This is a genomic window from Bradyrhizobium sp. ORS 86 (genome assembly GCF_045571475.1).
Lineage (GTDB): Bacteria > Pseudomonadota > Alphaproteobacteria > Rhizobiales > Xanthobacteraceae > Bradyrhizobium.
This window is the reverse complement of the sequence record NZ_CP120699.1, coordinates 6,122,352-6,147,578: the sequence shown is the minus strand read 5'-3', so window position 1 is coordinate 6,147,578 and position 25,227 is coordinate 6,122,352. Positions and strand designations below refer to the sequence as shown.

General features: G+C 64.4%; 32 protein-coding genes and 1 riboswitch. Of the genes, 9 read left to right on the top strand and 23 right to left on the bottom strand.

Features of this window, described 5'->3' with window-relative positions; all coding sequences use genetic code 11:
• Positions 1 to 25: 25 nt before the first annotated feature.
• The 4 genes from P6U25_RS28350 to P6U25_RS28335 form a co-directional block, all read right to left on the bottom strand.
• A complete protein-coding gene (locus tag P6U25_RS28350; protein ID WP_407148060.1) occupies positions 26 to 532 on the bottom strand; it encodes a tyrosine phosphatase family protein in 507 nt (168 codons plus the stop codon).
• Between the two features lie 72 nt (positions 533 to 604).
• On the bottom strand, positions 605 to 1,213 hold the full coding sequence (locus P6U25_RS28345; protein WP_407148059.1) for a hydrolase: 609 nt from the start codon (positions 1,211 to 1,213) through the stop codon (positions 605 to 607).
• Positions 1,210 to 1,836 (bottom strand): DNA-3-methyladenine glycosylase I, encoded by a 627-nt coding sequence (locus P6U25_RS28340; protein ID WP_407148058.1) that lies wholly within the window; start codon positions 1,834 to 1,836, stop codon positions 1,210 to 1,212. Before P6U25_RS28340 ends, P6U25_RS28345 begins: the two co-directional genes overlap by 4 nt.
• On the bottom strand, positions 1,833 to 2,714 hold the full coding sequence (locus tag P6U25_RS28335) for a YgfZ/GcvT domain-containing protein (protein WP_407148057.1): 882 nt from the start codon (positions 2,712 to 2,714) through the stop codon (positions 1,833 to 1,835). Before P6U25_RS28335 ends, P6U25_RS28340 begins: the two co-directional genes overlap by 4 nt.
• Before the next feature lie 129 nt (positions 2,715 to 2,843).
• Between P6U25_RS28335 and P6U25_RS28330 the strand changes: the two genes are divergently transcribed.
• Positions 2,844 to 4,178 carry a dihydroorotase gene (locus tag P6U25_RS28330; protein WP_407148056.1) on the top strand — a complete coding sequence of 445 codons (1,335 nt, stop codon included), beginning with the start codon at positions 2,844 to 2,846 and terminating at the stop codon, positions 4,176 to 4,178.
• A gap of 5 nt (positions 4,179 to 4,183) precedes the next feature.
• On the opposite strand, the gene P6U25_RS28325 is transcribed toward P6U25_RS28330, so the two are convergent.
• The 5 genes from P6U25_RS28325 to P6U25_RS28305 form a co-directional block, all read right to left on the bottom strand.
• Positions 4,184 to 4,450, bottom strand: a complete 267-nt coding sequence (locus tag P6U25_RS28325) for a hypothetical protein (protein ID WP_407148055.1) — start codon at positions 4,448 to 4,450, stop codon at positions 4,184 to 4,186.
• A gap of 153 nt (positions 4,451 to 4,603) precedes the next feature.
• On the bottom strand, positions 4,604 to 5,260 hold the full coding sequence (locus P6U25_RS28320) for an HAD family hydrolase (protein ID WP_407148054.1): 657 nt from the start codon (positions 5,258 to 5,260) through the stop codon (positions 4,604 to 4,606).
• Positions 5,250 to 5,627 (bottom strand): TIGR02301 family protein, encoded by a 378-nt coding sequence (locus tag P6U25_RS28315; protein WP_407148053.1) that lies wholly within the window; start codon positions 5,625 to 5,627, stop codon positions 5,250 to 5,252. The genes P6U25_RS28320 and P6U25_RS28315 overlap by 11 nt, the downstream gene beginning before the upstream one ends.
• A gap of 76 nt (positions 5,628 to 5,703) precedes the next feature.
• Entirely contained in the window at positions 5,704 to 6,123 is a 420-nt protein-coding gene (locus tag P6U25_RS28310; protein WP_407148051.1) for an NUDIX hydrolase, read from the bottom strand.
• Between the two features lie 123 nt (positions 6,124 to 6,246).
• Complete coding sequence (locus P6U25_RS28305; RefSeq protein WP_407148050.1) at positions 6,247 to 6,747, bottom strand: hypothetical protein; 501 nt, start codon at positions 6,745 to 6,747, stop codon at positions 6,247 to 6,249.
• A gap of 62 nt (positions 6,748 to 6,809) precedes the next feature.
• Here P6U25_RS28305 and P6U25_RS28300 point away from each other — a divergent pair, with 62 nt between their 5' ends.
• Complete coding sequence (locus P6U25_RS28300) at positions 6,810 to 7,571, top strand: SOS response-associated peptidase (protein WP_407148049.1); 762 nt, start codon at positions 6,810 to 6,812, stop codon at positions 7,569 to 7,571.
• A 311-nt stretch (positions 7,572 to 7,882) separates the two neighbouring features.
• Here the strand turns inward: P6U25_RS28300 and P6U25_RS28295 are convergent, their stop codons facing one another.
• The 3 genes from P6U25_RS28295 to P6U25_RS28285 are packed head-to-tail and all read right to left on the bottom strand — an operon-like array spanning position 7,883 to position 9,166.
• Positions 7,883 to 8,269, bottom strand: a complete 387-nt coding sequence (locus P6U25_RS28295; protein WP_407148048.1) for a RidA family protein — start codon at positions 8,267 to 8,269, stop codon at positions 7,883 to 7,885.
• Between the two features lie 4 nt (positions 8,270 to 8,273).
• The gene (locus P6U25_RS28290) at positions 8,274 to 8,738 is read right to left on the bottom strand and encodes a DUF6691 family protein (protein ID WP_407148047.1); all 465 of its coding nucleotides are present in this window, start codon (positions 8,736 to 8,738) and stop codon (positions 8,274 to 8,276) included.
• Between the two features lie 2 nt (positions 8,739 to 8,740).
• A complete protein-coding gene (locus tag P6U25_RS28285; RefSeq protein WP_407148046.1) occupies positions 8,741 to 9,166 on the bottom strand; it encodes a YeeE/YedE family protein in 426 nt (141 codons plus the stop codon).
• Between the two features lie 201 nt (positions 9,167 to 9,367).
• Here P6U25_RS28285 and P6U25_RS28280 point away from each other — a divergent pair, with 201 nt between their 5' ends.
• Positions 9,368 to 9,853 carry a DUF4262 domain-containing protein gene (locus tag P6U25_RS28280; protein ID WP_407148045.1) on the top strand — a complete coding sequence of 162 codons (486 nt, stop codon included), beginning with the start codon at positions 9,368 to 9,370 and terminating at the stop codon, positions 9,851 to 9,853.
• Between the two features lie 180 nt (positions 9,854 to 10,033).
• Complete coding sequence (locus tag P6U25_RS28275; RefSeq protein ID WP_407148044.1) at positions 10,034 to 10,468, top strand: hypothetical protein; 435 nt, start codon at positions 10,034 to 10,036, stop codon at positions 10,466 to 10,468.
• A 212-nt stretch (positions 10,469 to 10,680) separates the two neighbouring features.
• Here P6U25_RS28275 and P6U25_RS28270 read toward each other — a convergent pair whose 3' ends face one another.
• From P6U25_RS28270 to P6U25_RS28260, 3 genes are read right to left on the bottom strand one after another with little or no spacing between them, the layout of a single operon-like run.
• The gene (locus P6U25_RS28270) at positions 10,681 to 11,202 is read right to left on the bottom strand and encodes a mismatch-specific DNA-glycosylase (protein ID WP_407148043.1); all 522 of its coding nucleotides are present in this window, start codon (positions 11,200 to 11,202) and stop codon (positions 10,681 to 10,683) included.
• Positions 11,202 to 11,681, bottom strand: a complete 480-nt coding sequence (locus tag P6U25_RS28265; RefSeq protein ID WP_407148042.1) for an NUDIX domain-containing protein — start codon at positions 11,679 to 11,681, stop codon at positions 11,202 to 11,204. Before P6U25_RS28265 ends, P6U25_RS28270 begins: the two co-directional genes overlap by 1 nt.
• A 29-nt stretch (positions 11,682 to 11,710) precedes the next feature.
• Positions 11,711 to 12,109, bottom strand: a complete 399-nt coding sequence (locus P6U25_RS28260) for a hypothetical protein (protein ID WP_407148040.1) — start codon at positions 12,107 to 12,109, stop codon at positions 11,711 to 11,713.
• Between the two features lie 182 nt (positions 12,110 to 12,291).
• Between P6U25_RS28260 and P6U25_RS28255 the strand changes: the two genes are divergently transcribed.
• A complete protein-coding gene (locus P6U25_RS28255) occupies positions 12,292 to 13,986 on the top strand; it encodes a flavin-containing monooxygenase (RefSeq protein ID WP_407148039.1) in 1,695 nt (564 codons plus the stop codon).
• Positions 13,987 to 14,094: 108 nt separating this feature from the next.
• Complete coding sequence (locus P6U25_RS28250; protein ID WP_407148038.1) at positions 14,095 to 15,261, top strand: hypothetical protein; 1,167 nt, start codon at positions 14,095 to 14,097, stop codon at positions 15,259 to 15,261.
• Between the two features lie 180 nt (positions 15,262 to 15,441).
• Here the strand turns inward: P6U25_RS28250 and thiC are convergent, their stop codons facing one another.
• The 6 genes from thiC to P6U25_RS28220 form a co-directional block, all read right to left on the bottom strand.
• Positions 15,442 to 17,307, bottom strand: a complete 1,866-nt coding sequence (gene thiC, locus P6U25_RS28245) for a phosphomethylpyrimidine synthase ThiC (protein ID WP_407148037.1) — start codon at positions 17,305 to 17,307, stop codon at positions 15,442 to 15,444.
• A gap of 182 nt (positions 17,308 to 17,489) precedes the next feature.
• The gene (locus P6U25_RS28240; RefSeq protein ID WP_407148036.1) at positions 17,490 to 18,098 is read right to left on the bottom strand and encodes a thiamine phosphate synthase; all 609 of its coding nucleotides are present in this window, start codon (positions 18,096 to 18,098) and stop codon (positions 17,490 to 17,492) included.
• Complete coding sequence (locus P6U25_RS28235; RefSeq protein WP_407148035.1) at positions 18,085 to 18,867, bottom strand: thiazole synthase; 783 nt, start codon at positions 18,865 to 18,867, stop codon at positions 18,085 to 18,087. The genes P6U25_RS28240 and P6U25_RS28235 overlap by 14 nt, the downstream gene beginning before the upstream one ends.
• A gap of 188 nt (positions 18,868 to 19,055) precedes the next feature.
• Positions 19,056 to 19,253, bottom strand: coding sequence for a sulfur carrier protein ThiS (gene thiS, locus P6U25_RS28230; RefSeq protein ID WP_280976265.1), 198 nt, complete (start codon positions 19,251 to 19,253; stop codon positions 19,056 to 19,058).
• On the bottom strand, positions 19,244 to 20,251 hold the full coding sequence (locus tag P6U25_RS28225) for an FAD-dependent oxidoreductase (protein ID WP_407148034.1): 1,008 nt from the start codon (positions 20,249 to 20,251) through the stop codon (positions 19,244 to 19,246). Before P6U25_RS28225 ends, thiS begins: the two co-directional genes overlap by 10 nt.
• A riboswitch (TPP riboswitch) is annotated at positions 20,239 to 20,376 on the bottom strand. Its footprint overlaps the gene before it by 13 nt.
• Positions 20,377 to 20,562: 186 nt before the next feature.
• On the bottom strand, positions 20,563 to 21,087 hold the full coding sequence (locus P6U25_RS28220) for a transglycosylase SLT domain-containing protein (protein ID WP_407148033.1): 525 nt from the start codon (positions 21,085 to 21,087) through the stop codon (positions 20,563 to 20,565).
• A gap of 317 nt (positions 21,088 to 21,404) precedes the next feature.
• Between P6U25_RS28220 and P6U25_RS28215 the strand changes: the two genes are divergently transcribed.
• Positions 21,405 to 21,596, top strand: a complete 192-nt coding sequence (locus tag P6U25_RS28215) for a hypothetical protein (protein WP_407148032.1) — start codon at positions 21,405 to 21,407, stop codon at positions 21,594 to 21,596.
• 15 nt (positions 21,597 to 21,611) lie between these two features.
• Here the strand turns inward: P6U25_RS28215 and P6U25_RS28210 are convergent, their stop codons facing one another.
• Both P6U25_RS28210 and P6U25_RS28205 read right to left on the bottom strand, forming a co-directional pair.
• Complete coding sequence (locus P6U25_RS28210) at positions 21,612 to 22,967, bottom strand: ATP-binding protein (protein WP_407148030.1); 1,356 nt, start codon at positions 22,965 to 22,967, stop codon at positions 21,612 to 21,614.
• A gap of 2 nt (positions 22,968 to 22,969) precedes the next feature.
• Complete coding sequence (locus tag P6U25_RS28205) at positions 22,970 to 23,707, bottom strand: response regulator (RefSeq protein WP_407148029.1); 738 nt, start codon at positions 23,705 to 23,707, stop codon at positions 22,970 to 22,972.
• A 361-nt stretch (positions 23,708 to 24,068) separates the two neighbouring features.
• On the opposite strand from P6U25_RS28205, the gene P6U25_RS28200 reads away from it, so the two are divergent.
• Together P6U25_RS28200 and P6U25_RS28195 are read left to right on the top strand one after the other, a co-directional pair.
• Positions 24,069 to 24,446, top strand: a complete 378-nt coding sequence (locus P6U25_RS28200) for a PRC-barrel domain-containing protein (protein WP_407148028.1) — start codon at positions 24,069 to 24,071, stop codon at positions 24,444 to 24,446.
• Positions 24,447 to 24,524: 78 nt separating this feature from the next.
• Complete coding sequence (locus P6U25_RS28195) at positions 24,525 to 25,046, top strand: PRC-barrel domain-containing protein (protein WP_407148027.1); 522 nt, start codon at positions 24,525 to 24,527, stop codon at positions 25,044 to 25,046.
• Positions 25,047 to 25,227 lie beyond the last annotated feature (181 nt).

Here is a 25,227-nt window from a genome sequence, read left to right as displayed (position 1 = left end):
AGCGATCGGGCGAGGAGGGTTCGTGTTATTCCACATCGATGCGGAACGGGCGGCCCTCGACGCTCATGCTGCCCGGGCCCATCGCATCGAGCGCGCGCAGCATCCGGCCCTCGCGTCCCAGCGCCTTGTCGGCAAGGCTGACGATCAGCCGGTTGGGGGACGCGATCGGAGAGGCTTCGCGGATCAGCCGGGCGATGGTCATTTCGTCGCGCTGCGGATTGAGTGCGCAGACGGCGGCGAATGCGCTTGCGGTCGAACGGCTGATGCCGGCATAGCAGTGGACCACCATCGGTGCGCGGCGATCCCAGCCGCGCACGAAGCTCAGCACTTTTTCGATGTGCGTCTCATTGGGTGCGACGAAGCCGTCCACCGCTTCGGTGATGTCGTCCATCGACACTTTCAGATGATTGGCGGGAAGCACGGAAGGCGGCCGCTGCACCTGGTCGACATTGGCCATCACGGTGAGCACATGGCTGGCACCCGTGGTCCTGACCGTGTCGGGAAGCGCGGCAAGTGAGCAGACGTGAAGCATGATGGTCCTTGGAACTCTTCGCCGGCAAATTATAGGCTCGTGTGGGAGGCGATGAAAGTCGCTCCAGCCGGGTCAGGCATGCAACGCCTTGAAGCGCTCGAGGAACTGCTTTTCGGCCCTGGCTGCCGTCCACGGCGTCAGATAGTCGCGCTCTGTCGCCTCGGGCAGTCCGGGGTCGCGGCCGAACAGCCGCTTGGCTTCGCCTTGCGAGAAGCCCGCAAGATGGGTCGCTTCCAGATAGGCCGCGCCGCGATCGGCGGCCTTGATCTGCTGGGTGACCTCGTCCGCGAGCACGGCAGGGAGGCCGAAGCGGATATGGATCGCGGACAGCAGCCGCTTCTCCACCACCTTGTAGTCGCCGCCGAGCACGGCCTTGAACGGCGAGATCATATCGCCGATGACGTATTCCGGCGCGTCATGCAGCAGCGCCGCTAGGCGGAGGCTGGCATCGACGCGCGGGGCCTGCTGGCGCATCACCGCCTCGACCAACAGCGTATGCTGGGCCACCGAGAAAATATGCGCGCCGCTGGTCTGTCCATTCCAGCGCGCGACGCGCGCGAGCCCGTGCGCGATATCCACGATCTCGATGTCGAGCGGCGAGGGGTCGAGCAGGTCCAGCCGGCGCCCGGACAGCATCCGCTGCCAGGCGCGCGCGGTTTCCGTCGATTTGCGTGCGGTCATTTCGTCTTGAGCCGCGGTGCGCGGTGCTTGCCGCCACAGGTCTGGTGGCAGAAGCAGGTGACGAGATGATCGTTGACCATGCCGGTTGCCTGCATGAAGGCGTAGACGATCGTCGGTCCGACGAACTTGAAGCCGCGTGCGCCGAGCTCCTTGGAGATCTTGATCGAGACCGGCGTCGAGGCCGGCACGCTCGCGGTGGTCTTGAACTCGTTGACCTTCGGTTTGCCGTCGACGAAGTCCCACAGGAATTTCGAGAAGCCCGGCCCCTTCTCCATGATCTCCAGATACGACTTCGCGCTCGCAATCGTGCCCTCGATCTTGGCACGGTTGCGGACGATGCCCGCGTCGTTCATCAGCGCGTGCACCTTCTTGTCGTTGTAGCGGGCGATCTTCTCCGGCCGAAAGTCGTCGAAGGCTTTGCGGAAATTATCGCGCTTGCGCAGGATCGTGATCCAGGAGAGGCCGGCCTGGAAGCCGTCGAGGATCAGCTTTTCGTAAAGGGCGCGGTCGTCATACTCCGGCACGCCCCATTCATTGTCGTGATAAGCGACATAGAAGGCGTCCTCGCCCGGCCAGGGGCAGCGCGTCTTGCCGTCCGGATGCAGTTGTGCGGTGCGGCTCATGCGACGGTCTGCTTGGGCGGAATGCGGACGACATCAGGCTCGGCGAGGCGAAGTGACAAGCCGCCCGCAGTCAGCGGCTGGCCGGCATCGAGTGCGTCGGCGACACGGTCGATGCGGACCAGCGCGAGGCCTCTCTCGCCCGCGGCCGAGCCCATGGTGCCGACCTGCTTGTCGCCGGCCAGGATCGTTGCGCCCGCCTCGGGCGATGGGCCGTCGAGGATGATCTTAACAGTGCGGGTACGCGCCGTGCCGCGGTGCTGCATGCGCGAGACCACTTCCTGGCCGACATAGCAGCCCTTGTCGAAGTCGACGCCGTGCAGGTGATCCATGTTGGTCTCATGTGGGAACGCATCGCCATACGTGAAGTCGACCCCGCCGCGCGGCACGCCGGTCGCGATGCGATGCGCCTCGTAGGCGCTGCCGTCGACCAGCTCGGCGCCGATCAAATCTGCGAGCTTCTGCTTCAGCTCTTCAGGAATCAGGATGCGCCAGCCGAGCTGCGCGTTGCGCGGATCGGCAAAGGCCAGATCAGGCGTTACCGTTGGCGTACCATCCCACGCTGCCAGCACTCCGAGGCTGTCGGTGAGGTTCTCGACCACGACCTTGGCGCGCAGCTTGTAGAAGCCGAGCTTGTCGGCGAGGGCCTTGGCGAGCGCACGCGGCGCGTCGATCAGGAAGCCGCCGCTGTGTCCGGTGGGTGCCTCCGTGATCAGGAAATCGACGATGATCTTGCCCTGAGGCGTCAGCAGCGCACCGAACCGGGCCTGCCCCGGGCATAGGTCGGCAATGTCTGCGGTGATGAGGCCGTTGAGGAAGTTGCGGGCGTCCTCGCCGGAGACCTTGACCACGCCCCGATCTGGAAGAAACGCTGCTTTCATTCGCAAAATTGGCTCTTTTTCCAAGTTCCTTAGGAAACGCGCGGCTCGCGCATATCTCCTGCCAAGCTAAGGCGCTAAAGTGCACCGAACAAGGCCCGCGGGACAGTGGAAAGCGGGCGTCGAGGACCGATGAATCAGCGTTTTGATACCATTCTAAAATCCGGCACCGTGGTCAATCAGGATGGCGAGGGCGTGCGCGATATCGGCATCGCCGACGGCCGCATCGCCGCGATCGGCTCGCTCGGCCAGGCCTCCGCCGGCGAGGTCATTGACTGCAAAGGCCTGCACATCCTGCCCGGCGTGATCGACACCCAGGTGCATTTCCGCGAGCCCGGCCAGACCCACAAGGAAGACCTGGAGACGGGATCGCGCAGCGCCGTGATGGGCGGCGTCACCGCCGTGTTCGAGATGCCGAACACCGACCCGCTGACGGTGACCGAGGCTAACTTCACCGACAAGGTCAGGCGCGGCCGCCACCGCATGCATTGCGATTTCGCGTTCTTCATCGGCGGCACCCGCGAGAACGTGCAGGATCTGCCGGAGCTCGAGCGCGCGCCGGGCTGCGCCGGCGTCAAGGTGTTCATCGGCTCCTCCACCGGCGCGCTGCTGGTCGAGGACGACGAGAGCCTGCGGCGGATCTTCCACGTGATCCGGCGCCGCGCCTCGTTCCACGCCGAGGACGAATACCGCCTCAACGAGCGCAAGCCGCTGCGCGTCGAGGGCGACCCGCGCTCGCATCCGCTGTGGCGCGATGAGACCGCGGCGCTGATGGCGACCGAGCGGCTGGTCAAGCTCGCGCGCGAGGCCGGCAAGCGCATCCACGTGCTGCACATCTCGACCAAGCAGGAGATCGAGTATCTGCGCGACCACAAGGACGTCGCGTCCTGCGAGGCGACGCCGCACCACCTTACGATGGCCGCGCCGGACTGCTACGAACGGCTCGGCACCCGCGCCCAGATGAACCCGCCGGTGCGCTCGGCCGATCATCGCGCCGGCATCTGGTCCGGCATCGAGCAGGGCATCATCGACGTGCTCGGCTCGGACCACGCACCGCACACGCTGGAGGAGAAGGCGAAGACCTATCCCGCTTCGCCCTCGGGCATGACCGGCGTGCAGACGCTGGTGCCGATCATGCTCGACCACGTCAACGCCGGCCGGCTGTCGCTGGCGCGGTTCGTCGATCTCACCAGCGCCGGTCCCGCACGGCTGTTCAACATTGCTTGTAAGGGCCGCATCGCGGCGGGCTATGACGCCGACTTCACGGTCGTCGACCTCAAGCGCAGCGAGACCATCACCGACAAATGGGTCGCCTCGCGCGCGGGCTGGACGCCCTATGACGGCGTGCGGGTGCAGGGCTGGCCGGTCGGCACCTTCGTGCGCGGCAAGCGCGTGATGTGGCAGGGCGAACTGACGGCACCGTCGACCGGCGAGCCGGTGCGGTTCCTCGAGACGCTGAAGCCGTAGTTGGTTTACTGCCGGGCGAGCGTGAGCGAGAACTCGCCGTTGCGCACCCGCGCGGCGAGCCCTTCGGCGTACTTGGCCACCGCGTCCTCGCCATAGGTGGAGACGAGCTCGGCCAGCGCCGCGAACAGGCTCGCCTGCGCCAGGCAGTCGCCGTCGACGCCGTCATGACGCGCTTCCGCCCAGGCCTCGTTCAGGTAGCCCAGCGCGGCCTGCTTCTGCTCGTGATCGGGCCGCTGATCGTGGTGAAGGGAGAAGGACGCTGGATGGCGCATGAAACTCATCAAAATTGGTGCGCGGTCCGGAAGCGAACCACGGCGACACAGGCGAGGTGTAGCACGCATGCGGGTACCGCCTAGCCGATATCTTTAAGAAAGGTTAACGCCGGTTTCGGCATTTGAGGGGGAATTCCGGCTATCGGCCGCGCTTCAGCCAAATGAGCTGTGGGTATGATCCAGCACCGCGCGCGGCGAGGCGCAAAGGTGGCTGGCGCCGGCCTCGATCAGCTCCTCAGCCGTGCCGTAGCCGTAGGTGACGCCGACCGCGCGGATGCCGTTTCTTTTCGCCCCGATCACATCGTGGCTGCGGTCGCCGATCATCACAGCCTGCGCCGGATCCGCCCCGGTCTGCTCCAGCGCATAGGCGAGCAGATCGACCTTGTTGACGCGGGTGCCGTCGAACTCGGACCCGAACACGTGGTCGAAATAGCCCGACAGCCCGAAGTGCGCGATGATTCGCGTCGCGAACACATGCGGCTTGCTGGTCGCCACGAACATCCGGCGCGGTCCCTGCCGGAGCCTGGCCAGCACCTGCGCGATATCGGGATAGACGGCGTTCTCGAACAGCCCGACATCGCCGAACCGCTCGCGGTACAGCGCAACCGCCTGGTCGGCGCGTTCCTCGCCGCCGAGCAGCGTCGCGAAGCTGGCTCGCAACGGCGGCCCGATGCACCAAGTCAGCTCATCCTGCGAGGGAACCGGGCGGCCCAGCTTACGCAACGCATACTGGATCGAGCCGGTGATGCCCGGCTTCGGGTCGGTCAGCGTGCCGTCGAGATCGAAGAAGATCGCGCCATCAGTTGGCATAGCGGGCCGTCAGGTCGCGCGAGATCTTCGACCCCTCCTCGATATAGCGGCGGATCGCCACCGCCGCGGCGGGCGTGCAGGTGCGGTAGGTCTGCTGGAAGCCGTTATAGCCGCGGTTGAAGCCCGCGATCATACGGGCGCGGCGGTCGCCCGAGGGGGTCTCCGCGTCGATTAGCGCCTGCATCTCGTTGCGCCACTTGCCGCCGTCGTTGGCACCGCAGATGCCGCGCAGATAGTGCAGGGTACCGAGAATCTCCGCCAGCCGCTGCAGGTCGCCGTCGAACGGCGCAGCCGCGTCCTCCGCCCGGGCTGGCGTTACCAGGCATGCCGACAGCAGGATCAAAACGGCGAGACAAGCTTTGCGCATCAAGAGTTCCGGAATGGCCCGTGGTATGCCCCCGCAATGCGCCCGAGGCAAGGCGCTGAAGGCCCCAAATCCGGCCTCAAACCAGCCCCTTGGCCGCCGCGATCACCTCATGGAGCCCGCCGGTGACCTTGAGGTCGCCGATCTCCTCCGGCCGCAGCCATTTGAAATCATCATGCTCGTCGTTGAGCACCGGTTCCTGGCCGGCCCAGCGCGCTGCGAAGGTCATGATCAGATAGTGCCCGGCGCCGGGGCCGGTCGGCAGCACCTCGCGCCAGCCGGCCAGCCCCACGATCTCGACGCGCAGGCCGGTTTCCTCGTCGACCTCGCGGTGCAGGGCGGTGTGCAGGGACTCCCCGAATTCGACCCGGCCGCCAGGCAGGGAATAGAAGCCCTTGCCGGGAGAGCGGGCACGGCGCACCAGCAGCACCTTGCCGTCGCGGAAGATGGCGGCGGAGACGGCGAGCTGAGGACGGATCGGGGGTTCTGGAGAGGTCAAAGCAATCGGCAACCGGTTTCTGGAGCATGATCCGGAAAAGTGGCAGCCGGATTTCCCCGCGACAAACGCGGAGCGTTTGCGCGGAGATCATGCTCAAATAGAAATGTCATCATGCCCGATAAATCAGCCGCTCGCCATGATGCTGTCGACATCGGCCTCGGCGGCGCCGTTGATGACGCCGGCGGTCAGCATCACCAGCGGCTTGACCCAGACGATCGCCTGCTCGGCGAGCGCGATCCGGCTCTTGTCCTGTTGCAACTGCCGCATCGCGGTGCCGACCTCGAGCAGGATCCGCGTCATGCTGGCGGTGAGGTGGTCGAATTCGGTGCGGATCTCGCTATCTGCCATCTGATAGGCCTCGATCGCGAGATCGCGCGCCTTGAAGCCGGACGCGGTGAAATGCTCGGCATAGGACAGCGGCCGCCATTCCAGGAAATCGCTGGCGCATTCCGGCATGTCCGGAATCATCTCCAGCAGCATGATGGCTTCGTTGAAGTGATTGAGGTAGTCGGTCGCAAGCCCGGTGCGGGGATTGATGTTGGCGGCGCGCAACTGCGCGGCGCGCGCCTCGTCGGGGTGCGTCGGTCGCGGGGCGGGCCTCGCTATGGCGGCCGTTGAGGTCATCGCTCGCAGTCTTCGGCGGTCCGGGTTAAAGGGCGATAAATGAATACCACTCTGGACGGGATATGTGCGGACGCTTCGTGATCACCTCGCCGCCGGCGGCATTGCGGCAGATCTTCGGCTATATCGAGCAGCCGAATTTTCCGCCGCGGTATAATGTTGCGCCGACCCAGCCGATCCCGGTGGTGATCCTGGACAATGGCGGCCGGCATTTTCAATTGATGCGCTGGGGCCTGATCCCGTCCTGGGTCAAGGACCCGCGCACCTTCTCGCTTCTGATCAACGCCCGCTCCGAGACGGTGCGCGACAAGCCGGCGTTCAAGAACGCGCTGCTGCGACGCCGCGCGCTGATCCCGGCCGACGGCTATTACGAATGGCAGGATGCCGGCGGCCGCAAGCGGCCGTTCTTCATTCATCGCCGCGACGGCCATCCGATCGCGTTCGCTGCGCTGACCGAGACCTGGATGGGCCCGAACGGCGAGGAGCAGGACACCGTCGCGATCGTCACCGCGCCGGCCAGCCGCGACCTGGCGAGCCTGCATCACCGCGTGCCCGTCACGATTGCGCCCGACGCGTTCGAGCGCTGGCTCGATTGCCGCGCCAACGACGTCGATGCCGTGATGCCGATGCTGAAAGCCCCCGAGATCGGCGAGTTCGACTGGCACCGGGTGACGACGCGCGTGAACGGCTTTGCCAACGATGACGCGCAACTGACGCTGCCGATGACCGCGGACGAAATCGCCGCCGAGGACGCCCCGCCACCAAAGAAAACAGCGCCGCGCAAGGCCCCCGCGCGCGAGGACGACGGGCAGGGGTCGTTGTTCTGAGGCGCGAGTGAAGGCGCGCATGGCTTTCTCGATTCATCGGAACGAACAGCCCACTCGGTGTCATCACCCGCGAAAGCGGGTGATCCAGTATTCCAGAGACGCCGGTGCATGAGCCGAGAGGCCGCGGCGTACTGGGTCGCCCGGTCAAGCCGGGCGATGACAGAAGTGGTTGTGGATACAGCTTTGCATTCTCGCGACATGATTTGCCCGTGTCTTGCTTCTCGTTTCGCCGCTCTGAGAGCAGAGGGCCGGATGCCGATCGCACCCATTGCGAGGAGCTTGCCACGTCGGGCAACTCAGTGATTGTGCCCTCACCCTGTCACCGACGCCACGCCCTCGATCTCGATCAGCATCTTCGGGTTGGGCAATGCGACCACCACACAGGTGGTGCGCGCAGGGTAAGGCGGGGGACCGAAGGCGCCGGCATAGAGCGCGTTCATCGTCGCGACGTCGGAGGTGCGCGTCAGCAGCACGTTGACCTTGACCAGATCGCGCATCGTGGCGCCGGCATCATCCAGCACGCGTTTGAAATTGGTGACGACGTTGGCGAACTGCGCTTCGAAGCCATCGGGCAAATCTCCATTGGCATCGAAGCCGGGAATACCTGAGATGAACAGCAAATCGCCAACGCGGGCGCCGAACGAGAGCGGCGGCGCCTTGATGCCTGGTGGGGGAGGAAAGTGTTTGATCGCTGTCATGGTGTCACCCGTCTGCGCGTGAGGGAAGGACTGGGTTTTGCAGGGCATGAGGCGCTGTGGCGCGCCGGCCCCAGAACGCGTGGCCGATCATGCCCAAAATCATCGCCACGACGAACACCACGATCGGCAGCGAGAGGCCGGCGAGGTTGACTAGTGCCGGCCCGGGGCAGATGCCGACAAGACCCCAGCCGATGCCGAACAGCACGGCACCTCCAACCAGCGGCGCGTCGATGTCATTGCGGTCGGGCCAGAGGAAGCGGGCGGAGAGGGTGGGCGCACTCCGGCGCCGCGCGATCGCAAAGCCGGCCGCCGTGACCGCAACCGCGCCCGCCATCACGAAGGCGAGCGTCGCATCCCAGGCGCCGAAGATGTCGAGAAAGCCGAGCACCTTCTGCGGATCGGTCATGCCCGAGATCAGGAGACCTGCACCGAAGATCAGCCCGCAGACCAAACTGGCGACAATCTGCATCGCTAGCCTCCGAGTCCGTGCCTGACGATCGCCACGGTTACGATCGCTGTCAGCATGAAGATGCAAGTCGCCGCGATCGAGCGCACCGACAGCCGCGCGAAACCGCAGACGCCGTGGCCGGAGGTGCAGCCATTGCCTATCCGCGTGCCGAATCCGACCAGCAGGCCCGCGATCGCGATCACCGCCAGGCTCGCATTCATGGTGGGCCGCGGCAGCGGCGCGCCGAACAATGCTGCAATCAAAGGCGCCGCGATCAGGCCCGCGACGAACGCGATACGCCAGCCGCGGTCGTCGGAGCTGCCCTGCAGCGCGCCGCCGACGATGCCGGTGACACCGGCGATCCGCCCGGTCAGCAGCATCAGCAGCGCCGCGGCGAGCCCGATCAGCGCGCCGCCGAGGAAGCCGGATACGGGTGTGAAGTTGTGCATGGTGGCGGGTCCTCGGTGAGACCTTTGCGAAGCGGTCGGACAGCTATCGCGCGCCGGCGAGGATACCGCGCCCTGCCTGCGGATGACAAAGCCAAATTGAACGAGCGGCCGGCGGGAGCAGGTTCGATGCTCCATCAATTGCGGAATGGCATGGAGCTAACTACGCTCGGCCCGCCTTGTGGGTCATTCAAGGGGACGCTGATGCAGGACCAATTCCAATGGCCGCTCGCCGAGAGCGAGGCGGACGAGAAGATCCTCCGCGACGTTCGCACCCATGGATGTCACATCATGCAGGTCCTCTCCGACGGAAACCAGCCGGAATATGCGTTCTCGGTCGGCCTTTATCTCAACTTCGCCCAGGCTGAGCTTGCGATCTTCGGGCTCGACCGGCGGGACGCGGCCAACGTCATCAACGAAGTTCGTGGCCGAGCGGCGGCTGGCCGCATCTATACTGACGGCGATGTGTGCGACGATCTGCTGGTCGACCGCCGGCTATGCTTCGCCCGCGTGCCGGGCAGCGCTTATCGGCCCTATTTCGGAACGGCGCTCTGGTTCTACGGCGCCACGCGGCGGCCGTTTCCGATCCTGCAGATGGTCTGGCCGGATATCAATGGACACTTCCCGTGGGAGAGCGGCTATGACGTCAGCTTGAAGGCATATCAGCCGGTGCTGCGATCGTTCTCGTGAGAGCGCGGTCCGAACCGGTCAGTCACCGCACCAATGTGCTCGTCCAATCGGATGACAGGCCCGGCAATAGCTGGGACAAGCGCTATCCGGCATGCCCTGCGGGCATTTCAACGGTGCCATCAGTCGGCTACATTGGCGCAGATTCGATCTGCCTCCCCCACATCGCTCGGAGAATTCCCCATGAGATTGTCATCCGCCGCCCGCGCCGTGCTGTTCGCGCTGGCGCTGCTCACCGGATCGTCCGCCGCCCGGGCTGACGAGGCGGCCGTGACGCTAGTCATCTTCAAGGGCGGCTGGATCTTCGGCGGCTCAGTCGGCAAGGGCGTCATGACCTTCCACGGCAAGACCTACGGACTCACGGCCGGCGGGCTGGACTATGGCCTGGTCTTCGGCGGTTCGCAGACGACGTTGCAGGGACGGGTCCGCAATATCCGCCGGGCTCAGGATATCGCCGGCGTCTATGCCGCGGCGGGCATGGGCGTTGCGCTCGGCGCCGGCGTGCGCGGCATCGTGCTGACCAACCAGAACGGCGCGGTCCTGGAATTGGGCGGCAAGCAGGTCGGACTGATGGCCAATGTCGACCTCAGCGGGCTTGCGATCACGTTGAAGGAGTAGCAACTCGCACGTCGGGTGGGTTAGTCTCACTGCGTCATAGATGTTGTGTGTCCTCATCCTGAGGAGACCGCGAAGCGGGCGTCTCGAAGGATGTAGGCCACGGATGGGCCTCATGGTTCGCCTGGCGATGCGCAGCATCGTCCAGAGACGCGCGTTCCGCGCTCCTCACCATGAGGGGTACAAGGTTTGCTACGCAGTAGAACCCATCCGGGCTAGGCCAGTGGCGCCTTGATCCACTCGGCCAACTCGCGCCACGGCTGCAACGTCCAATATCCGGACGCCGCGCCTGATGGAGACGGCAGCACGAACACGTCGGGAAATCCGCGCGTTGGCGGCTGCCGGCCGAGCGCGATCGCGCTGGTCGGCCGCTGATAAAACAGGCTCGCCGCTGTCTTGCTGGTGAAGGCGATGGTTTTCGGACGGAATGTTTCGATCTTCGCCCTGAAGCCGATGACGTCGAACGACTGTTTGGCGATCTCGTGATCCATCCCCGCGCCGGTCTTGCAGAGATCGGTGAAGCCGATCCCGAGCGCGAGCAATGCCGCGAACTCGTCCGGCCGATAGCGCCGTGGCGTGATGGCGGCCTCATGCAGCGCCCGCCAGAAGCGGTTGCCGGGATGGGCGTAGTAATGCCCGACCGCGGCCGAGCGCGCGCTGGCCGCGGTGCCGACGAAGACGAGGCGCAGGTCGGCGCGGAGCTGGTCGGGCAGGCGATGGGAGACGTGGTCGGACATCACGCTAAATCGTCTTCGGACAGTCCGAGCCTGTCGAGCAGGCCCCTCAGAATGGCGAGCTGGCCCTTCGTCACCTTGCGGAATGCGTCCTTGACCGGAAACCAGCCGGCGCGGTCCGCCTCCGGGAATTCCGCAAGGCGCCCCGACCTTGGCGGCCATTCCATCGCGAAGGTGTTGCTCTTGAACATGGCCAGGTCGAACTCGCCTTCGACCGCCCACGCGCTGACGTACTTGCCGCCTGGTTGCTTGAAGACCCCGAGCTCGATGAACGAGCCGGTCGGCCGCTGTCCTGTTTCCTCCTCGAACTCCCGCTTCGCGGCAACAAGCGGATCCTCGCCGTCTTCGTAGAGGCCCTTCGGGATCGACCAGGCACCATCGTCTTTCTTCGCCCAGAACGGGCCGCCGTGATGCACGAGCAGGACTTCGGGGCCACCGCGCGCGCGACGAAACATCAGCAGACCGGCACTTCGTTTGGCCATGGTCGATTCCGAATCTGTGTTGCTGCGCGCTAAAGCGCCGGCTCCTTGATCCGTTCGTCTGATGTGACCGACTCTGCCGGCCTGGTCGCCCGCACCATCAGGAACGTTCCCGAGAACGAGGTGCCTGCTATCTTCCAGCGCCCGTCGATCTCGGTCGCCTCGGCATTGACCGCGCCGTCGTAGTGCACGGTGTCGTAGCCGTAGCCGGATGGTTCATAGCGCTTGACGAACGAGACCGCGCTGCCGGAGCGATGGCCCGCAATCGAAGCATTGTGGGTGCTGATCGGGCAAGCCGGCGTCATGCAGGGTTCGGTCACGCTGCCGCCAAGCGCGCCGCCGGTCTCGATCAGCGTCGCCAGAAACGTGACCACGCCGGCGCCCGGCTGAACATAGCTGCCGTCCCAGATGCCGGTGAGAGTGTCGGTCATGATGCTCCTGACAAAGTGTACGCGATCGTAGCCCGCATGAGCGTAGCGCTATGCGGGGCGGATATAAATCCCTGACGTAGCGTCTCAACGCAAGTTGCGCCCGCCCGCATGGCGATTGCCTGATCAGGCAAAAGGGTCTGTAATCGATCGAAATAGATCAAGAAGAATTGCGGGAGCTGAAAATGACGGGAGCGGCCAAGACACATCACGACAAGACTCATTACGAGGTGATCGTCGTCGGCGCCGGCGTCGCCGGCATCTATCAGATCAAGCGGCTGGTCGATCTCGGCATCGACGCCACCGTGCTCGAAGCCGCGCCCGATCTCGGCGGCACCTGGTACTGGAACCGCTATCCCGGCTGCCGCTTCGATTCCGAGAGCTATACCTACGGCTTCTCGTTCTCGCGCGAGCTGCTCGACGAGTGGCATTGGAAGGAGCGCTTTTCCGGTCAGCCCGAAAATCTGCGCTACCTCAACTACGTCGTCGACAAGTTTGACCTGCGCCGGCACATGCAGTTCGACTGCAAGGTCGAGACGATGGTTTTCGACGAGGCGCGCGACCTCTGGCAGCTCAGGATCAGTGACGGCCGCGAACTGACCTGTCGCTTCGTGGTGCTCGCGATCGGGCTATTGTCCGCGCCGACCATGCCGCGGGTGGACGGCATCGACGACTTCAAGGGCCGCTCGTTCCATACCTATTACTGGCCGCACGAGCCGGTCGATCTCGCTGGCAAGAGAGTGGCCGTGATCGGCACCGGCGCCACCGGCATTCAGTTGATCGGCGAGATCGCGGACAAGGTCGGCGAACTCACGGTGTTCCAGCGCCGGCCGAACTGGAGCGCGCCGCTCAACAACAGCGCGATCTCGGAAGCAGAAATGGCCGATATCCGCGCCCGCTATGACGAGATCTTCGCCGCCTGCGCGTTGACGCCGGGCAGCTTCCTGCACGGACCGGACAAGCGCGGCTTCTACGAGGTGAGCCGCGAGGAGCGCCTTGCGCTGTGGGACAAGCTCTACGACGAGCCCGGTTTCGGCATCTGGCTGGCGAACTTCCGCGAGATCTTCATGGACGAAGCCGCCAATGCCGAACTGTCCGAATATATCGCCGGCCGCATCCGCCAGCGCGTCCGGGATCCCAAGATCGCCGAAAAGCTGATCCCGAAAGATCACGGCTTCGGCGTGCAGCGCCTGCCGCTGGAGACGAACTATTTCGAGGTCTACAACCGCGACAACGTGCATCTCGTTGATCTCAGCGAGACGCCGCTATTGCGCGTCACTGAGACTGGCCTGCGCACCACCGCGCGCGACTATGAGTTCGACATCATCGTCTACGCCACCGGCTTCGACGCCATCACCGGCGCCTATGACCTGATCGACATCACCGGCATCGGCGGCGCGAAGCTGGCGGACAAGTGGAAGCACGCGCCGTCCACCTTCCTCGGCATGCTCGTGCACGGCTTCCCGAACCTGTTGATGCCCACGGGGCCGCAAAGCGCCTCTGCGTCCACGAACTTCCCGCGCGGCATCGAGAACGGCGTCAACTGGTGCACCAACCTGCTGCAATACATGTGGGGCCGTGGCTACACGCGCGCCGATGCTACGCTCGAAGCGCAGCAGCGCTGGACCGCGCATGTCGTCAAGATGTACGAGATCATGCTGATGCGCAAAGCCAAGGGCTGGTTCACCGGCTACAATTCCAACGTGCCCGGCCACGAAGAGGGGACGGTGCGGTATTTCGTCTACAACGGTGGCACGCCGAAGTTTCTCGGGATCATCAACGGCGTGGCGGCTAAGGGGTATGCGGAGATTGAGTTTGGTGCAGGGACGGCCGCGAACGTGCAAACCGCGGCGACTGGCGCGTCAGCGTGGCCCGCATGAGCACGGCGATGTGCGAGACGGATGCGGCCTCGGATGTCGCTTCGCTCGTCCGGGCCACGCTTGCTATTGACCAACCTGGACCGGCAAAGCCGATCAAGAGAAGAGGTTATGACAGAGTACGACGATTTTCAGGAAATCGCTCATTCAGGTGGGCGAGTCACATTTCATATCAAGTGTGAGGCAGATGGCGCCCGAAGTTTGAGTCAGAGTATTACACACGATCGCCCAACTCCTGCCGCCTGGATTGGGATCTACGCGCTAGCACCGCACGGAATTCCCGTTTCAGATCTTCAGATGGGAGGAATCGGACAGGAGTTTAAGCCCCAACCGCAAGCTGGCTGGCTCGTCGTGTTTCTCGGATCAGACTCACGTCAGTGTTGGGGGCATCAATGCCCGCGGTGCGGAGGATATTTTCGTAACGGCCACCATCCGGCGGTGTACCCACTCACCTGCCCCTACTGTGGTCTTCAAACAAACGCCTTCCGCTTCCTTACTCCAGCTCAACTGAGCTACGTTAGGCACTATATCGACACCTTGCTAAATGGCATTGAGGCCGAAATGGCTCCGGGCACCCAGCGAGAGTTCGTGATCAACATGGACGCCATCGCCGCTATGGATGAGGGGCAACCAAAACCAGAATACTACTATGTGAGCGAAACACAGCAGACCCGATATAGATGCGATCACTGCGGTGAGTTTAACGATATCAGAGGCCGCTACGGATATTGTGCTTCCTGCGCTTGGCGCAACAACGGACAGTTCCTGAAAGCGTCCTTTTCAGCGTTGCGAGAAAGGTTGAATAGTCACCAGATCGGTCCCGCCGATACCGTGAGGTCCGCGGTGTCTGAGTTTGACGCCTGTTGTCGAGATTTCTCCGTTCAACTTGCGAAGAGAGTCCCGATGAAGCGGAATCGTAAAATTGAACTCGAGAGGCTTGTCTTTCACGATCTGCAATCATCATCAATCGCTTCGCTTAAGTCCATGTTTGACATTGATCTATTGCGCGGGATGGCTGACGAGCTGTCGTTTGCGAAGCTGATGATGCACAGGCGGCACATCTACGAGCACAACGGAGGTGTCGCGGATGATCGATACGTTCGCGAAAGTGGTGATCAAGACGCGAGGGCGGGCATACTGATTCGAGAGAGCCAAGCCAATGCTCATCGGTTGATAGGTCTTCTTAATCGCTTGATTGAGAATTTCGATGCGGATTTTCACGAGGTGTTCCCACCTACAGAATGGCCGTTGAAATACTACAGTGGGCGAAAGAGGTAGTTTGATTTGCGCGGCGGTTGATCAGAGCAGCCTATTAATTCTTTTCGTCGATGTGAGACTGGATGGGCGATCAGGGATGTCGTTCCTCTTCACAAAGAAAGCCGGGCTTTCGCCCGGCCTCTTCGTCTCTGATGGATGCCCGGGTCAAGCCCGGGCATGACGCGTGGGGAGGGCGAGCCCTCACAACACCCGATTGCTCTCCCTCACCTTCTCCGCATCCAGATACACGTCGCTTCCCATTTCCTTGAACTTGGCGCTCATCTGCGCCATGCCCTGTTCCTTGTCGTTGAGCGTCGCGGCGTAGTCGCGGACGTCCTGGGTGATCTTCATCGAGCAGAACTTCGGGCCGCACATCGAGCAGAAATGCGCGACCTTGTGAGCTTCCTTCGGCAGGGTCTCGTCGTGGAAGTTGCGCGCGGTTTCCGGATCGAGGCCGAGGTTGAACTGGTCCTCCCAGCGGAAGTCGAAGCGGGCGCGGCTCAATGCATCGTCGCGGAGCTGCGCCGCGGGGTGGCCCTTGGCGAGATCGGCGGCGTGGGCTGCGATCTTGTAGGTGATGACGCCGGTCTTGACGTCGTTGCGGTCGGGCAGGCCGAGATGCTCCTTCGGCGTGACGTAGCAGAGCATGGCGCAGCCGAACCAGCCGATCATCGCGGCGCCAATCCCTGAGGTGATGTGGTCATAGCCCGGCGCGATGTCGGTGGTCAGGGGCCCCAAGGTGTAGAACGGCGCCTCGCCGCACTCCTTGAGCTGCTTGTCCATGTTGATCTTGATCTTGTGCATCGGCACGTGGCCGGGGCCCTCGATCATGACCTGACAGCCCTTGTCCCAGGCGATCTTGGTGAGCTCGCCCAAGGTCTCCAGCTCGGCGAACTGCGCGCGATCGTTGGCGTCGGCGATCGAGCCGGGGCGCAGGCCGTCGCCGAGCGAGAACGAGACGTCATACTTGCGCATGATGTCGCAGATCTCGTCGAAATGGGTGTAGAGGAAGCTCTCCTTGTGATGCGCCAGGCACCACTTCGCCATGATCGAGCCGCCGCGCGACACGATGCCGGTGACGCGGTTGGCGGTGAGGTGGATGTAGGGCAGGCGCACGCCGGCGTGGATCGTGAAGTAGTCGACACCCTGCTCGCACTGCTCGATCAGCGTGTCCTTGTAGAGCTCCCAGGTGAGCTGCACGGGATCGCCGTTGCACTTCTCTAGCGCCTGGTAGATCGGCACGGTGCCGATCGGCACCGGCGAGTTGCGCAGGATCCATTCGCGGGTGGTGTGGATGTTGCGCCCGGTCGAGAGGTCCATCACGGTGTCGGCGCCCCAGCGGATCGCCCACACCATCTTGTCGACCTCTTCCTCGACCGACGAGGTCACCGCCGAGTTGCCGATATTGGCGTTGATCTTGGTCAGGAAGTTGCGGCCGATGATCATCGGCTCGAGCTCGGCATGGTTGATGTTGCTCGGGATAATGGCGCGGCCGCGCGCGATCTCGGAGCGGACGAACTCCGGCGTGATGAAGGCCGGTACCGACGCGCCGAAGCTTTCGCCGTCGGCAAGGGCGGCTTCGGCGCGCTCGAGCTGTTGCTTGCGGCCGAGATTCTCGCGCTCGGCGACGTAGATCATCTCCTTGGTGATGATGCCGGCGCGGGCGAATTCGAGCTGGGTGATCTTGTGGCCGTCGAGCCCGCGCAACGGCTTGTGATGCGCGGTGAAGGCCTTCGCGGCATGCGCGGCGCCGACATTGCCGTTGTCCTCCGGCCTGATTTCGCGGCCCTCATATTCCTCGACGCCGCCGCGTTCCTTGACCCAGGCGAGACGATTGCGCGGCAGACCGGCGTTCACGTCGATCGTGACCGCGGGATCGGTGTAGGGGCCCGAAGTGTCATAGACCGGCAGGTTCGGTTCACCGGCCGCTTCCGAGAGGATGATCTCCCGCAGCGGCACGCGCAGATCGGGCGCGGCCTCCGGCGTCGCGAAGATCTTGCGCGAGGCGGGCAGCGGACCGGTCGTGACGGCGGGAAGCGTGGTGTCGGGATTGGAGCGGATGTTCATGAGGGATCCTCCGTTTTAATTCGTTGGCATCGCTGCGCGAGAGATGAGTATCGCTGTCATCCCCGCGAAAGCGGGGATCCAGTATTCCAGAGGCTGCCGTTTGACACGGAAACGCCGCGGCGTACTGGATCGCCCGGTCGAGCCGAGCGATGACGGCAGAGTGTGCGGGGTGAACGTGCGCATCACGCGGCCTCCGCGCTGAGGCCGAGCCACTGCCGAACCCGCGCGTCGGGGTCGGCGTTCTGGGTGACATCGGAGACGACGGCGATCGAGTCGGCGCCGGCGGCGAAGATCTCGGCCGCGTGCTCGAACTTGATGCCGCCGATTGCGACAAGGGGGATGGTGCCGATCCGTTTCTTCCACTCAGTGATCTTCGGAATGCCCTGCGGCTCGAAGCGCATCGACTTCAGCGTGGTGAAGAAGATCGGGCCGAGCGCGACGTAGTCGGGCTTGGCGGCAAGCGCGGTGGCAAGTTCGTCGTCGTCATGGGTGGAGATGCCGAGCGTGAGCTTTGCTTTACGGATCTCGGCGAGATCGGCGTCGGCAAGGTCTTCCTGGCCGAGATGCAGATGCTCGGCACCGGCGACGATCGCCGCGCGCCAGTAGTCGTTGACGACGAGCTTTGTGCCCGTGCCCTTGGTCACCGCCAGCGCGTCGCTGACGATCTGCAGCGCCTGGCCGTCGTCGAGCTCCTTGGCGCGGAGCTGGATGGTGCCGACGCCGAGCTTTGTGAGCCGCTCGACCCACTTGATGTTGTCGACGACGGGATAGAATTTATCAGGATACGGCATGCCAGAACGGAGTCCCAACGACAGGGGTGGAGGGGGAGGCGAAGTCGCGGGCTTCCATCAGCCCGGCCTCGTAGGCGGTGCGGCCGGCCTCGACGCCGAGGCGGAAGGCGTTGGCCATGCCGACCGGATCGGCGGCCTTGGCGACGGCGGTGTTGAGCAGCACGGCATCAAAGCCGAGCTCGAGCGCCTCGGCCGCGTGCGATGGCGCGCCGAGACCGGCGTCGACCACCAGCGTGATGTCGGGCAGGCGGTCGCGCAGCAGCCTCAAGGCGTCGCGGTTGATGATGCCCTTGGCGCTGCCGATCGGCGCGGCCCACGGCATCACCACCTTGCAGCCGGCATCGACCAGGCGCGAGGCGACCGAAAGATCCTCGGTGCAGTAGGGGAAGACCTCAAAACCGTCCTTGATGAGGATGCCGGCGGCCTCGACCAGGCCGACGACGTCGGGCTGCAGCGTGTCGTTATCGGCGATCACTTCAAGCTTGATCCAGGGGGTATCGAACAATTCGCGCGCGAGCTTCGCGGTCGTCACCGCTTCGCGCACGCTGCGGCAGCCCGCGGTGTTCGGCAGCACGGTGACGCCGAGCTCGCGGATCAGCGACCAGAACGCATCGCCGGTCTTGCCGCCGGCTGCCTCGCGCCGCAGTGACACCGTGACGATGTTGGCGCCGGAGGCCCGGATCGCATTCTGCATGATCACAGGCGAGGGGTAGAGCGCCGTGCCGATCAACAGGCGGGAGGTGAAGGATTTGCCGTAGAAGGTGACCATTGTGTCAGTGTCTCTCTGCTCTCAGCCACACACTCAACTCGTCATCCCGGCGAAAGCCGGGACCCATACGCCGCGGCCCTTCAGTGAGGCACACGGGGTGACGACCTTCGCACCCACGAAGGTCTGAGGTTATGGGTCCCGGCTTTCGCCGGGACGACACGTGGATGGAGTTCGTACAAGATCTCACATCACCCTCCCTGCCGCGGCGTGATGATCTCGATCTCGTCGCCGGCTTTCAGCGCGGTCTCGGCCCAGCGGCTCTTCGGCACCACGTCGTAGTTCAGCGCGATCGCGAAATGGGTGCCCTCATAGTCGAGCTCGGTCAGCAGCGCGCCGACGCTCGCCGCGTTGATCTCCCGCTGCTCGCCGTTGACGATCACGCGCATTGCATCACCTCGTTGTCGATTTCGCCGCGCGCGACATAAGCGAGCGTCAGCTCGGCCAGCGCGGGCGCCAGCAGGAAGCCGTGACGGTAGAGTCCGTTCACCGTGATGCGTTCCTGCTCGATCCTGATTTTCGGCAGATTGTCCGGAAAGGCCGGGCGTAGCCCCGCGCCGAATTCGACGATGCGCGCCTCGGCGAAGGCCGGATGCACCGCATAGGCCGCGCCCAACAGCTCGAGCGCCGAGCGCACGCTGACGCCGCCGTGCTCGGCCTCGATCGAGGTCGCACCCAGCATGAAGCGGCCGTCGCCGCGCGGGATCACGTAGAGCGGCCAGCGGGGATGGATCAGCCGCACCGGGCGCGCCAGCTCGACCTCCGCGGTCTCGATGATGATCATCTCGCCCTTGACGCCGCGCAGGGTCGGCTCGCGGTCGCGCGCGGCAAGGCCGCGGCAATCGATCACGAGGCCGTCGAGATCACTGGCGTCACTGCGAAACTTGATGGTGCCGCCGGCCCTGGCGATCGCGGCATGGAGCTGCGGCAGCACGCGGCGCGGCTCGACGTGGCCCTCGTCGGGATAGAACAGGGCGTCGCGGAAACGGCCCTCGAGCGACGGCTCGAGCGCGCCGACCTGTTGCGCATCCAGCCGGCGATGGCCGGTGGTGAGCCGGGCGAAGCGCTCGAAGTCGGCGCGGTCGCGCGGATGTGCCACCACCAGCGAGCCGTTGAACGGGGTTTGTGGAAAATGCTCGCGCCATAGGCCGAGCGAGCGGAGACCGAGCCGCGAGATCACCGGCTCGGCGGCCTCGGCCTCGCACCACGGCGCCAGCATGCCGCCGGCGAAGTGGCTCGTGGAGTCCGTCATCGCAGTGTCACTGCGCTCGTGCAGGGTGACGGCGTGTCCGGCCTCTGCGAACAACAGCGCATGCCAGGCACCTGCTATGCCTGCGCCGATAATGGAAACGGGGGACTCCCCCCGCGGTCTTGACGTCTGGTACATCCCTGTCCCTTCGCCGGCATGACCCGGATCAGGTTCAAAGGGTCACCGCGGTCCCGGACTGCCAACTGGCCAAGTCCAAGCTTGCGGTATCTCAGCTCCTCCTCGGAGCACCCCTCGGAACGGCTCTAATGTAGGCGGATGGCTGGGTGTGTCAACGCATTATGCCAGGAACCACACCGCGCCGTGGTGCCGCGGGCATCCTGCGCGCGATGCGTCCGGTGGCGAATGAGGACGGCGCTGGTATGGAGAGCGGCAGGCTCAAGGCTCGGCCGAATGGCCTGGTGCGCGACACCGCGCGACCGCGATCGGCCTTATTTTGAAGCCTGTTCCTCGCCCGCGTCGGCGGCTTCGGTGACCAACTGATCCTGCTGGGCGAGGGCCTTTGGCGGCGCACTCTCGCCAGCAAACTTCGCCTCTCTCAGATGCTCGATGCGCTGGCGCTTTGCGGCATAGTAATAGCCGCCCGCGAAATAACGCACGGCTCGATCGTGATCGCCATTGGCGGCACGGTAGGCGCCGGCGAGGTACTTGATGCCGTATTTGAGGTTGGTCGCGGGGTCGCGCAGGCCTGCGGCGGTACCGGTGTAGCCGAGGCCGCGAGCGGTCCCGAGCTTGATCTGCATCAGCCCGATGGTGCCGCCACGCCCGATCAACTGCGGATGGTATTTGCTCTCGCGGACGATGACGCGATGCACCAGCTCTTCCGGCACCAGATTCGCCTGGGCCTCGGCGGCGACCATCGCCTCATATTGCGCGCGCGATTGCGCATTCGCGCTCGCGCAGGACCCCAGCAGCGCAACTATGGCGAACGAGGCAAGGATTTGCAGCTTTGTCATGTCGGATCGCCCGGGGGCCCTCAATGTGCGTCGGTCTTCTGCGTCCTGATTGGTACGGCGAGCGGGCAGGAATGTGGCAAAACCTTCGCAGCCGCGAAAGTCGTGGCTGTCCGTGTTCTCCCGGGGGCGCCGGATCCGGAATCAGGGAGAGGGATGCTTCGAATTGTCAGGACCTGCTTTGCCGCACGCCCCATGGCGGATTGTCGTGCAAATGATTCAACAAGGGTCTAGAATTCCTGCCGACAGCGTGCCGCGATCCAAGTCAGCACGATTGTCCACGCAAAAAGCAGTAGAACGATCACAAAGGGAGATGCGCCATGGCCCGTCAGGACTCTTTGCCTCGCGAAAATCCCTGCGCACAATGCGGCAAGCCGATCTCGCGTCCGGACTGGGTCGAGCACGGCGAAGGCCGCACGTCCTATCTGTGGAATTGCCGCGTCTGCAATTACCGCTTCGAGGCGATCGCAATCTACGAGCCTGAGCAACTGACCACACCGCTCGCAGCCTGAAGCGGATAAGCCTGATCAGGCCGCGGACTTCCGTGGCTCCGGCTGCGGTGGCTGCTGCCGCACAGGCAACTGGATGCGGACCACAAGCCCGTGCGGCTTTCGGTCGTGCAGCGACAGCGTGCCGCCATGTGCGAGCACGATGGCGTTGGCGATCGACAGGCCGAGGCCAAAGCCTTCGGCCTCGTCCATGTTGCGCGCATGGTCACCGCGCACGAACGGCTCCAGCACGCTCGCTTTGTGCGCATCCGAAATGCCGGGACCATCGTCCTCGATGTCGATGGTGAGGCCGTCGGGGTTGGCGGCAAGGCGGACGGCAACCTCGCCGCCGAAGCGCACGGCGTTCTCCACCAGATTGGTGATGCTGCGATGCAGGTCGGCGGGCCGTGCGATCGCCATTGCGTGCTGCGGGCCCTCGTAGGTGACCTTGTGGCCCATATCGGCGAACTGGTCGGTGACGAGATGCAGCGTGCTGGCGATGTCGACCAGCGTCATCTCCTCCAGCTTGCGATCGTTGCGCAGGAACGACAGCACCGATTCCAGCATCGAGCGCATCTGGTCGAGGTCGCGCAGCATGCGACGGCGATGGGTCTCGTCTTCGATGAATTCCGCGCGCAGCCGCATCCGCGTGATCGGCGTTCTGAGATCGTGACTGATCGCGGCCAGCATCTTGGTGCGGTCGTCGATCAGGGCGGTGATGCGCTCGCGCATCCGGTTGAGCGCCTTGGCGAGCGAGCGGATCTCCTCGGGCCCGCGCTCGGGAAGCGGTTCGGCGGCGCCGCTCAGACTGAACGTCTCGGCCGCCTTGACGAAGGACGACAGCGGTGCCGTGAGCGCCCACGCTGCCCACAGGCCGAGCAGGGTGACGCTGATGACCGCGAACAGCACTGTCATCATCCACGGGCCGCCCCAGAACGGCCGCAGGTGCTGATCCGGCACCAGGTTCGCTGCGATCATGCTGCCGTCGGGCAGACGGATGCCGATCCGGCGGATCTCGCCGTCACGCGCCGCGCCGGCCTCGCGCGGCGGCGTGAAGACGCGATAGCTGGGTCCGAGCCGGCGCAGCGCGTGCAGCTCCGGCGCGGGCTCGCTCAACGGGACCGTGTCGGCGGGCAGGTCGCTGATCCCAAGCTGCGGGAAGGCGCGCGCGATGTCCTCCTTCAGCCGTGGCCGCTCCGACGGCGGGGCGTGCCCCAGCAGTTGCGCGGAGGCCGCGAGTTGAGTGTGCCAGCGATCGGCCGGCTCCGGCTGGTCCGGGCGATGGATCAGGAAGCTTGCGGTGATGATGAGATGCAGCGCAACGATCGACACGACCACCAGCGCCGCGATCTGCGCGCCGATTCCCCGCAGACTCAGCACACGCAGCAGTTTCATGGTCAGTTGCTGGTGGCGGCGACCGCCTCCACCCTCGGAGTGAACATGTAGCCGCCGGAGCGCACCGTCTTGATCATGGTGGCTTCCTGTGGGTCGGGTTCGATCTTGCGGCGGATGCGGCTCACCAGCACGTCGATCGAGCGCTCGAAGGAGCCGGCGCTGCGGCCTTGCGTCAGGTCGAGCAGGCTGTCACGTGACAGCACGCGGCCGGGCCGCTCGCAGAACGTCCGCAACAGGTCGAACTCGGCGCTGGTCATGGCGACGCGGGCGCCGTCGGGATTGCGCAGCTCGCGCAGACGGATGTCGATGCGCCAGCCAAGGAACGACAGCGTGGTCGCGCCCTCGATCGCGCTGGCATTGCGCGCCGCCGCCTGCCGGCGCAGCACGGCGTTGATCCGTGCCAGCAGCTCGCGCGGATTGAACGGCTTCGGCAGGTAATCGTCGGCGCCCATCTCGAGGCCAAGGATGCGATCGACATCCTCGCCGCGCGCGGTGAGCATGATGATCGGCATCTGCGATTCCGCGCGCACCTTGCGGCACAGGCTGAGGCCGTCCTCGCCTGGCAGCATGACGTCGAGGATCAACAGATCGACCCGATGGTCGGCCATCGCCCGGGCCATCTCGCGGCCGTCGGACGCGGTCGTCACATTGCAGGAATTGGTGCGGAGATATTTGGCGATGAGGGCCCGCGTTTCGCGGTCGTCCTCGACGACAAGGATGTTGGGCGTAGCCTGAGTCATACCGTTCTTTTGTCCGTGATTCGGGGAAGGCGGCGCAGGAATTTTTGTTTCAGTGTGTTTCTGAAATCTTGCCCGGTAATCACAGTTAACAGGTCGGCGATGCGCTGGAAAGTTATCGTTCCTTCATCAAAGCGCAGTGCATTGAAATTCCGGCGGTAGGTTTTACGGAGCGGCTTCGGTCGCGGCAGCCCAAAACATAGTTCGCAAATCGGGTCCGGTTACGGGAAGAAGCCTATCAACTCCTGTGGTGCGGATGGCCCCACACGCGACGCAGTGCACAAAAGGGATGCAAGGTTGCCATATCTTCCGGGAACCCGATTTCCGACGGCGCGTTGATTATTTTTACACAGGGGAGGGTGAGATGACTGTCGAGGCCAAGGCAAGGCCGCATCAACTGATTGCAAGCGATCGCGTCGAGGGGACCGCGGTACGGCGACCCAATGGTGACATGATCGGTCACATCGAGCGGCTGATGATCGACAAGATCTCGGGCAAGGTGTCGTACGCGATCTTGAGCTTCGGCGGCTTTCTGGGCATCGGAACCAATCTTATTCCGTTGCCGTGGGGCCGGCTGCACTACAACCCGAAGTTCGAGGCCTACGAGCTCGATATCGACGATGAGGAGCTGAAGCGCGCGCCGTCGTTCCGTGCCGACAAGGATTTCGACTGGGGCGACCGCTCGCAGGAAGCCGAGTTGCACCGCTTCTACGGCGTTCCTCCCTATTGGGGCGGCTTTTGACCGCAGGTTGAATAGGAACGCTCGCTGATGTGACGGGTTTTTCTCGGATCGATTCTGCGAATTGAGGAGAACCCATCAATGCTAGTCAGATCAATCGTCGCCGGCGTAGCCGGGACCGTGTTGCTTGCGAGCCTTGCTTTCGCGCAAACACCGACGGAGAAGAGCGACAAGGCAGGCATGGCTCCTGCGGCGAGCACATCGTCGACCTCGTATCAGGGCGATTGGCGCGCGTCCAAAGTCGTTGGTCTCCGCGTCTATAACGACAGCAACGAAAGCGTCGGCTCGATCAACGACCTGTTGATGGACAAGGGTGGTGCCATCAAGGCGGTGGTGATCGGCGTCGGCGGTTTCCTTGGCGTCGGCGAGCATCTGGTCGCGGTGCCGCTCGACAAGGTGAAATTCGTCACCGAGCCGATCGCCAATGCCGGCGGCAGTGCGTCGAACACCGGCAGCACCAACAAGATGTCGACGAACACCACGACGGGCGCGGCGCCGTCGTCCACGTCGAAGCCGAACCCCTGGTATCCGGATCACGCGGTCTTCAACGCGTCCAAGGACGAGCTGAAGGCGATGCCTGAGTTCAAGTACTCGACCGAGTAACGCGCGATCGCGTCATCTGAATTGCAAGACGCGCCCGGCGCCGCCGGGCGCGTTTTGCTGTTCGCTCGACAGCCGGGTTGTGCACGCCGCACGAACAATTGAGCCCGTGCGCCCGAATATATCACGGCAGATTTAATCAGGATTCCCGAGCCCGATCTTGCCGCGCATGCATCTGGCGCGC

Excerpts from the sequence above, each read along its gene's own strand:
- P6U25_RS28350 (WP_407148060.1), bottom strand. The coding sequence starts at position 532 with ATGCTTCACGTCTGCTCACTTGCCGCGCTTCCCGACACGGTCAGGACC.
- P6U25_RS28345 (WP_407148059.1), bottom strand. The coding sequence starts at position 1,213 with ATGACCGCACGCAAATCGACGGAAACCGCGCGCGCCTGGCAGCGGATG.
- P6U25_RS28340 (WP_407148058.1), bottom strand. The coding sequence starts at position 1,836 with ATGAGCCGCACCGCACAACTGCATCCGGACGGCAAGACGCGCTGCCCC.
- P6U25_RS28335 (WP_407148057.1), bottom strand. The coding sequence starts at position 2,714 with ATGAAAGCAGCGTTTCTTCCAGATCGGGGCGTGGTCAAGGTCTCCGGC.
- P6U25_RS28330 (WP_407148056.1), top strand. The coding sequence starts at position 2,844 with ATGAATCAGCGTTTTGATACCATTCTAAAATCCGGCACCGTGGTCAAT.
- P6U25_RS28325 (WP_407148055.1), bottom strand. The coding sequence starts at position 4,450 with ATGCGCCATCCAGCGTCCTTCTCCCTTCACCACGATCAGCGGCCCGAT.
- P6U25_RS28320 (WP_407148054.1), bottom strand. The coding sequence starts at position 5,260 with ATGCCAACTGATGGCGCGATCTTCTTCGATCTCGACGGCACGCTGACC.
- P6U25_RS28315 (WP_407148053.1), bottom strand. The coding sequence starts at position 5,627 with ATGCGCAAAGCTTGTCTCGCCGTTTTGATCCTGCTGTCGGCATGCCTG.
- P6U25_RS28305 (WP_407148050.1), bottom strand. The coding sequence starts at position 6,747 with ATGACCTCAACGGCCGCCATAGCGAGGCCCGCCCCGCGACCGACGCAC.
- P6U25_RS28300 (WP_407148049.1), top strand. The coding sequence starts at position 6,810 with ATGTGCGGACGCTTCGTGATCACCTCGCCGCCGGCGGCATTGCGGCAG.
- P6U25_RS28295 (WP_407148048.1), bottom strand. The coding sequence starts at position 8,269 with ATGACAGCGATCAAACACTTTCCTCCCCCACCAGGCATCAAGGCGCCG.
- P6U25_RS28290 (WP_407148047.1), bottom strand. The coding sequence starts at position 8,738 with ATGCAGATTGTCGCCAGTTTGGTCTGCGGGCTGATCTTCGGTGCAGGT.
- P6U25_RS28285 (WP_407148046.1), bottom strand. The coding sequence starts at position 9,166 with ATGCACAACTTCACACCCGTATCCGGCTTCCTCGGCGGCGCGCTGATC.
- P6U25_RS28280 (WP_407148045.1), top strand. The coding sequence starts at position 9,368 with ATGCAGGACCAATTCCAATGGCCGCTCGCCGAGAGCGAGGCGGACGAG.
- P6U25_RS28275 (WP_407148044.1), top strand. The coding sequence starts at position 10,034 with ATGAGATTGTCATCCGCCGCCCGCGCCGTGCTGTTCGCGCTGGCGCTG.
- P6U25_RS28270 (WP_407148043.1), bottom strand. The coding sequence starts at position 11,202 with ATGTCCGACCACGTCTCCCATCGCCTGCCCGACCAGCTCCGCGCCGAC.
- P6U25_RS28265 (WP_407148042.1), bottom strand. The coding sequence starts at position 11,681 with ATGGCCAAACGAAGTGCCGGTCTGCTGATGTTTCGTCGCGCGCGCGGT.
- P6U25_RS28260 (WP_407148040.1), bottom strand. The coding sequence starts at position 12,109 with ATGACCGACACTCTCACCGGCATCTGGGACGGCAGCTATGTTCAGCCG.
- P6U25_RS28255 (WP_407148039.1), top strand. The coding sequence starts at position 12,292 with ATGACGGGAGCGGCCAAGACACATCACGACAAGACTCATTACGAGGTG.
- P6U25_RS28250 (WP_407148038.1), top strand. The coding sequence starts at position 14,095 with ATGACAGAGTACGACGATTTTCAGGAAATCGCTCATTCAGGTGGGCGA.
- thiC (WP_407148037.1), bottom strand. The coding sequence starts at position 17,307 with ATGAACATCCGCTCCAATCCCGACACCACGCTTCCCGCCGTCACGACC.
- P6U25_RS28240 (WP_407148036.1), bottom strand. The coding sequence starts at position 18,098 with ATGCCGTATCCTGATAAATTCTATCCCGTCGTCGACAACATCAAGTGG.
- P6U25_RS28235 (WP_407148035.1), bottom strand. The coding sequence starts at position 18,867 with ATGGTCACCTTCTACGGCAAATCCTTCACCTCCCGCCTGTTGATCGGC.
- thiS (WP_280976265.1), bottom strand. The coding sequence starts at position 19,253 with ATGCGCGTGATCGTCAACGGCGAGCAGCGGGAGATCAACGCGGCGAGC.
- P6U25_RS28225 (WP_407148034.1), bottom strand. The coding sequence starts at position 20,251 with ATGTACCAGACGTCAAGACCGCGGGGGGAGTCCCCCGTTTCCATTATC.
- P6U25_RS28220 (WP_407148033.1), bottom strand. The coding sequence starts at position 21,087 with ATGACAAAGCTGCAAATCCTTGCCTCGTTCGCCATAGTTGCGCTGCTG.
- P6U25_RS28215 (WP_407148032.1), top strand. The coding sequence starts at position 21,405 with ATGGCCCGTCAGGACTCTTTGCCTCGCGAAAATCCCTGCGCACAATGC.
- P6U25_RS28210 (WP_407148030.1), bottom strand. The coding sequence starts at position 22,967 with ATGAAACTGCTGCGTGTGCTGAGTCTGCGGGGAATCGGCGCGCAGATC.
- P6U25_RS28205 (WP_407148029.1), bottom strand. The coding sequence starts at position 23,707 with ATGACTCAGGCTACGCCCAACATCCTTGTCGTCGAGGACGACCGCGAA.
- P6U25_RS28200 (WP_407148028.1), top strand. The coding sequence starts at position 24,069 with ATGACTGTCGAGGCCAAGGCAAGGCCGCATCAACTGATTGCAAGCGAT.
- P6U25_RS28195 (WP_407148027.1), top strand. The coding sequence starts at position 24,525 with ATGCTAGTCAGATCAATCGTCGCCGGCGTAGCCGGGACCGTGTTGCTT.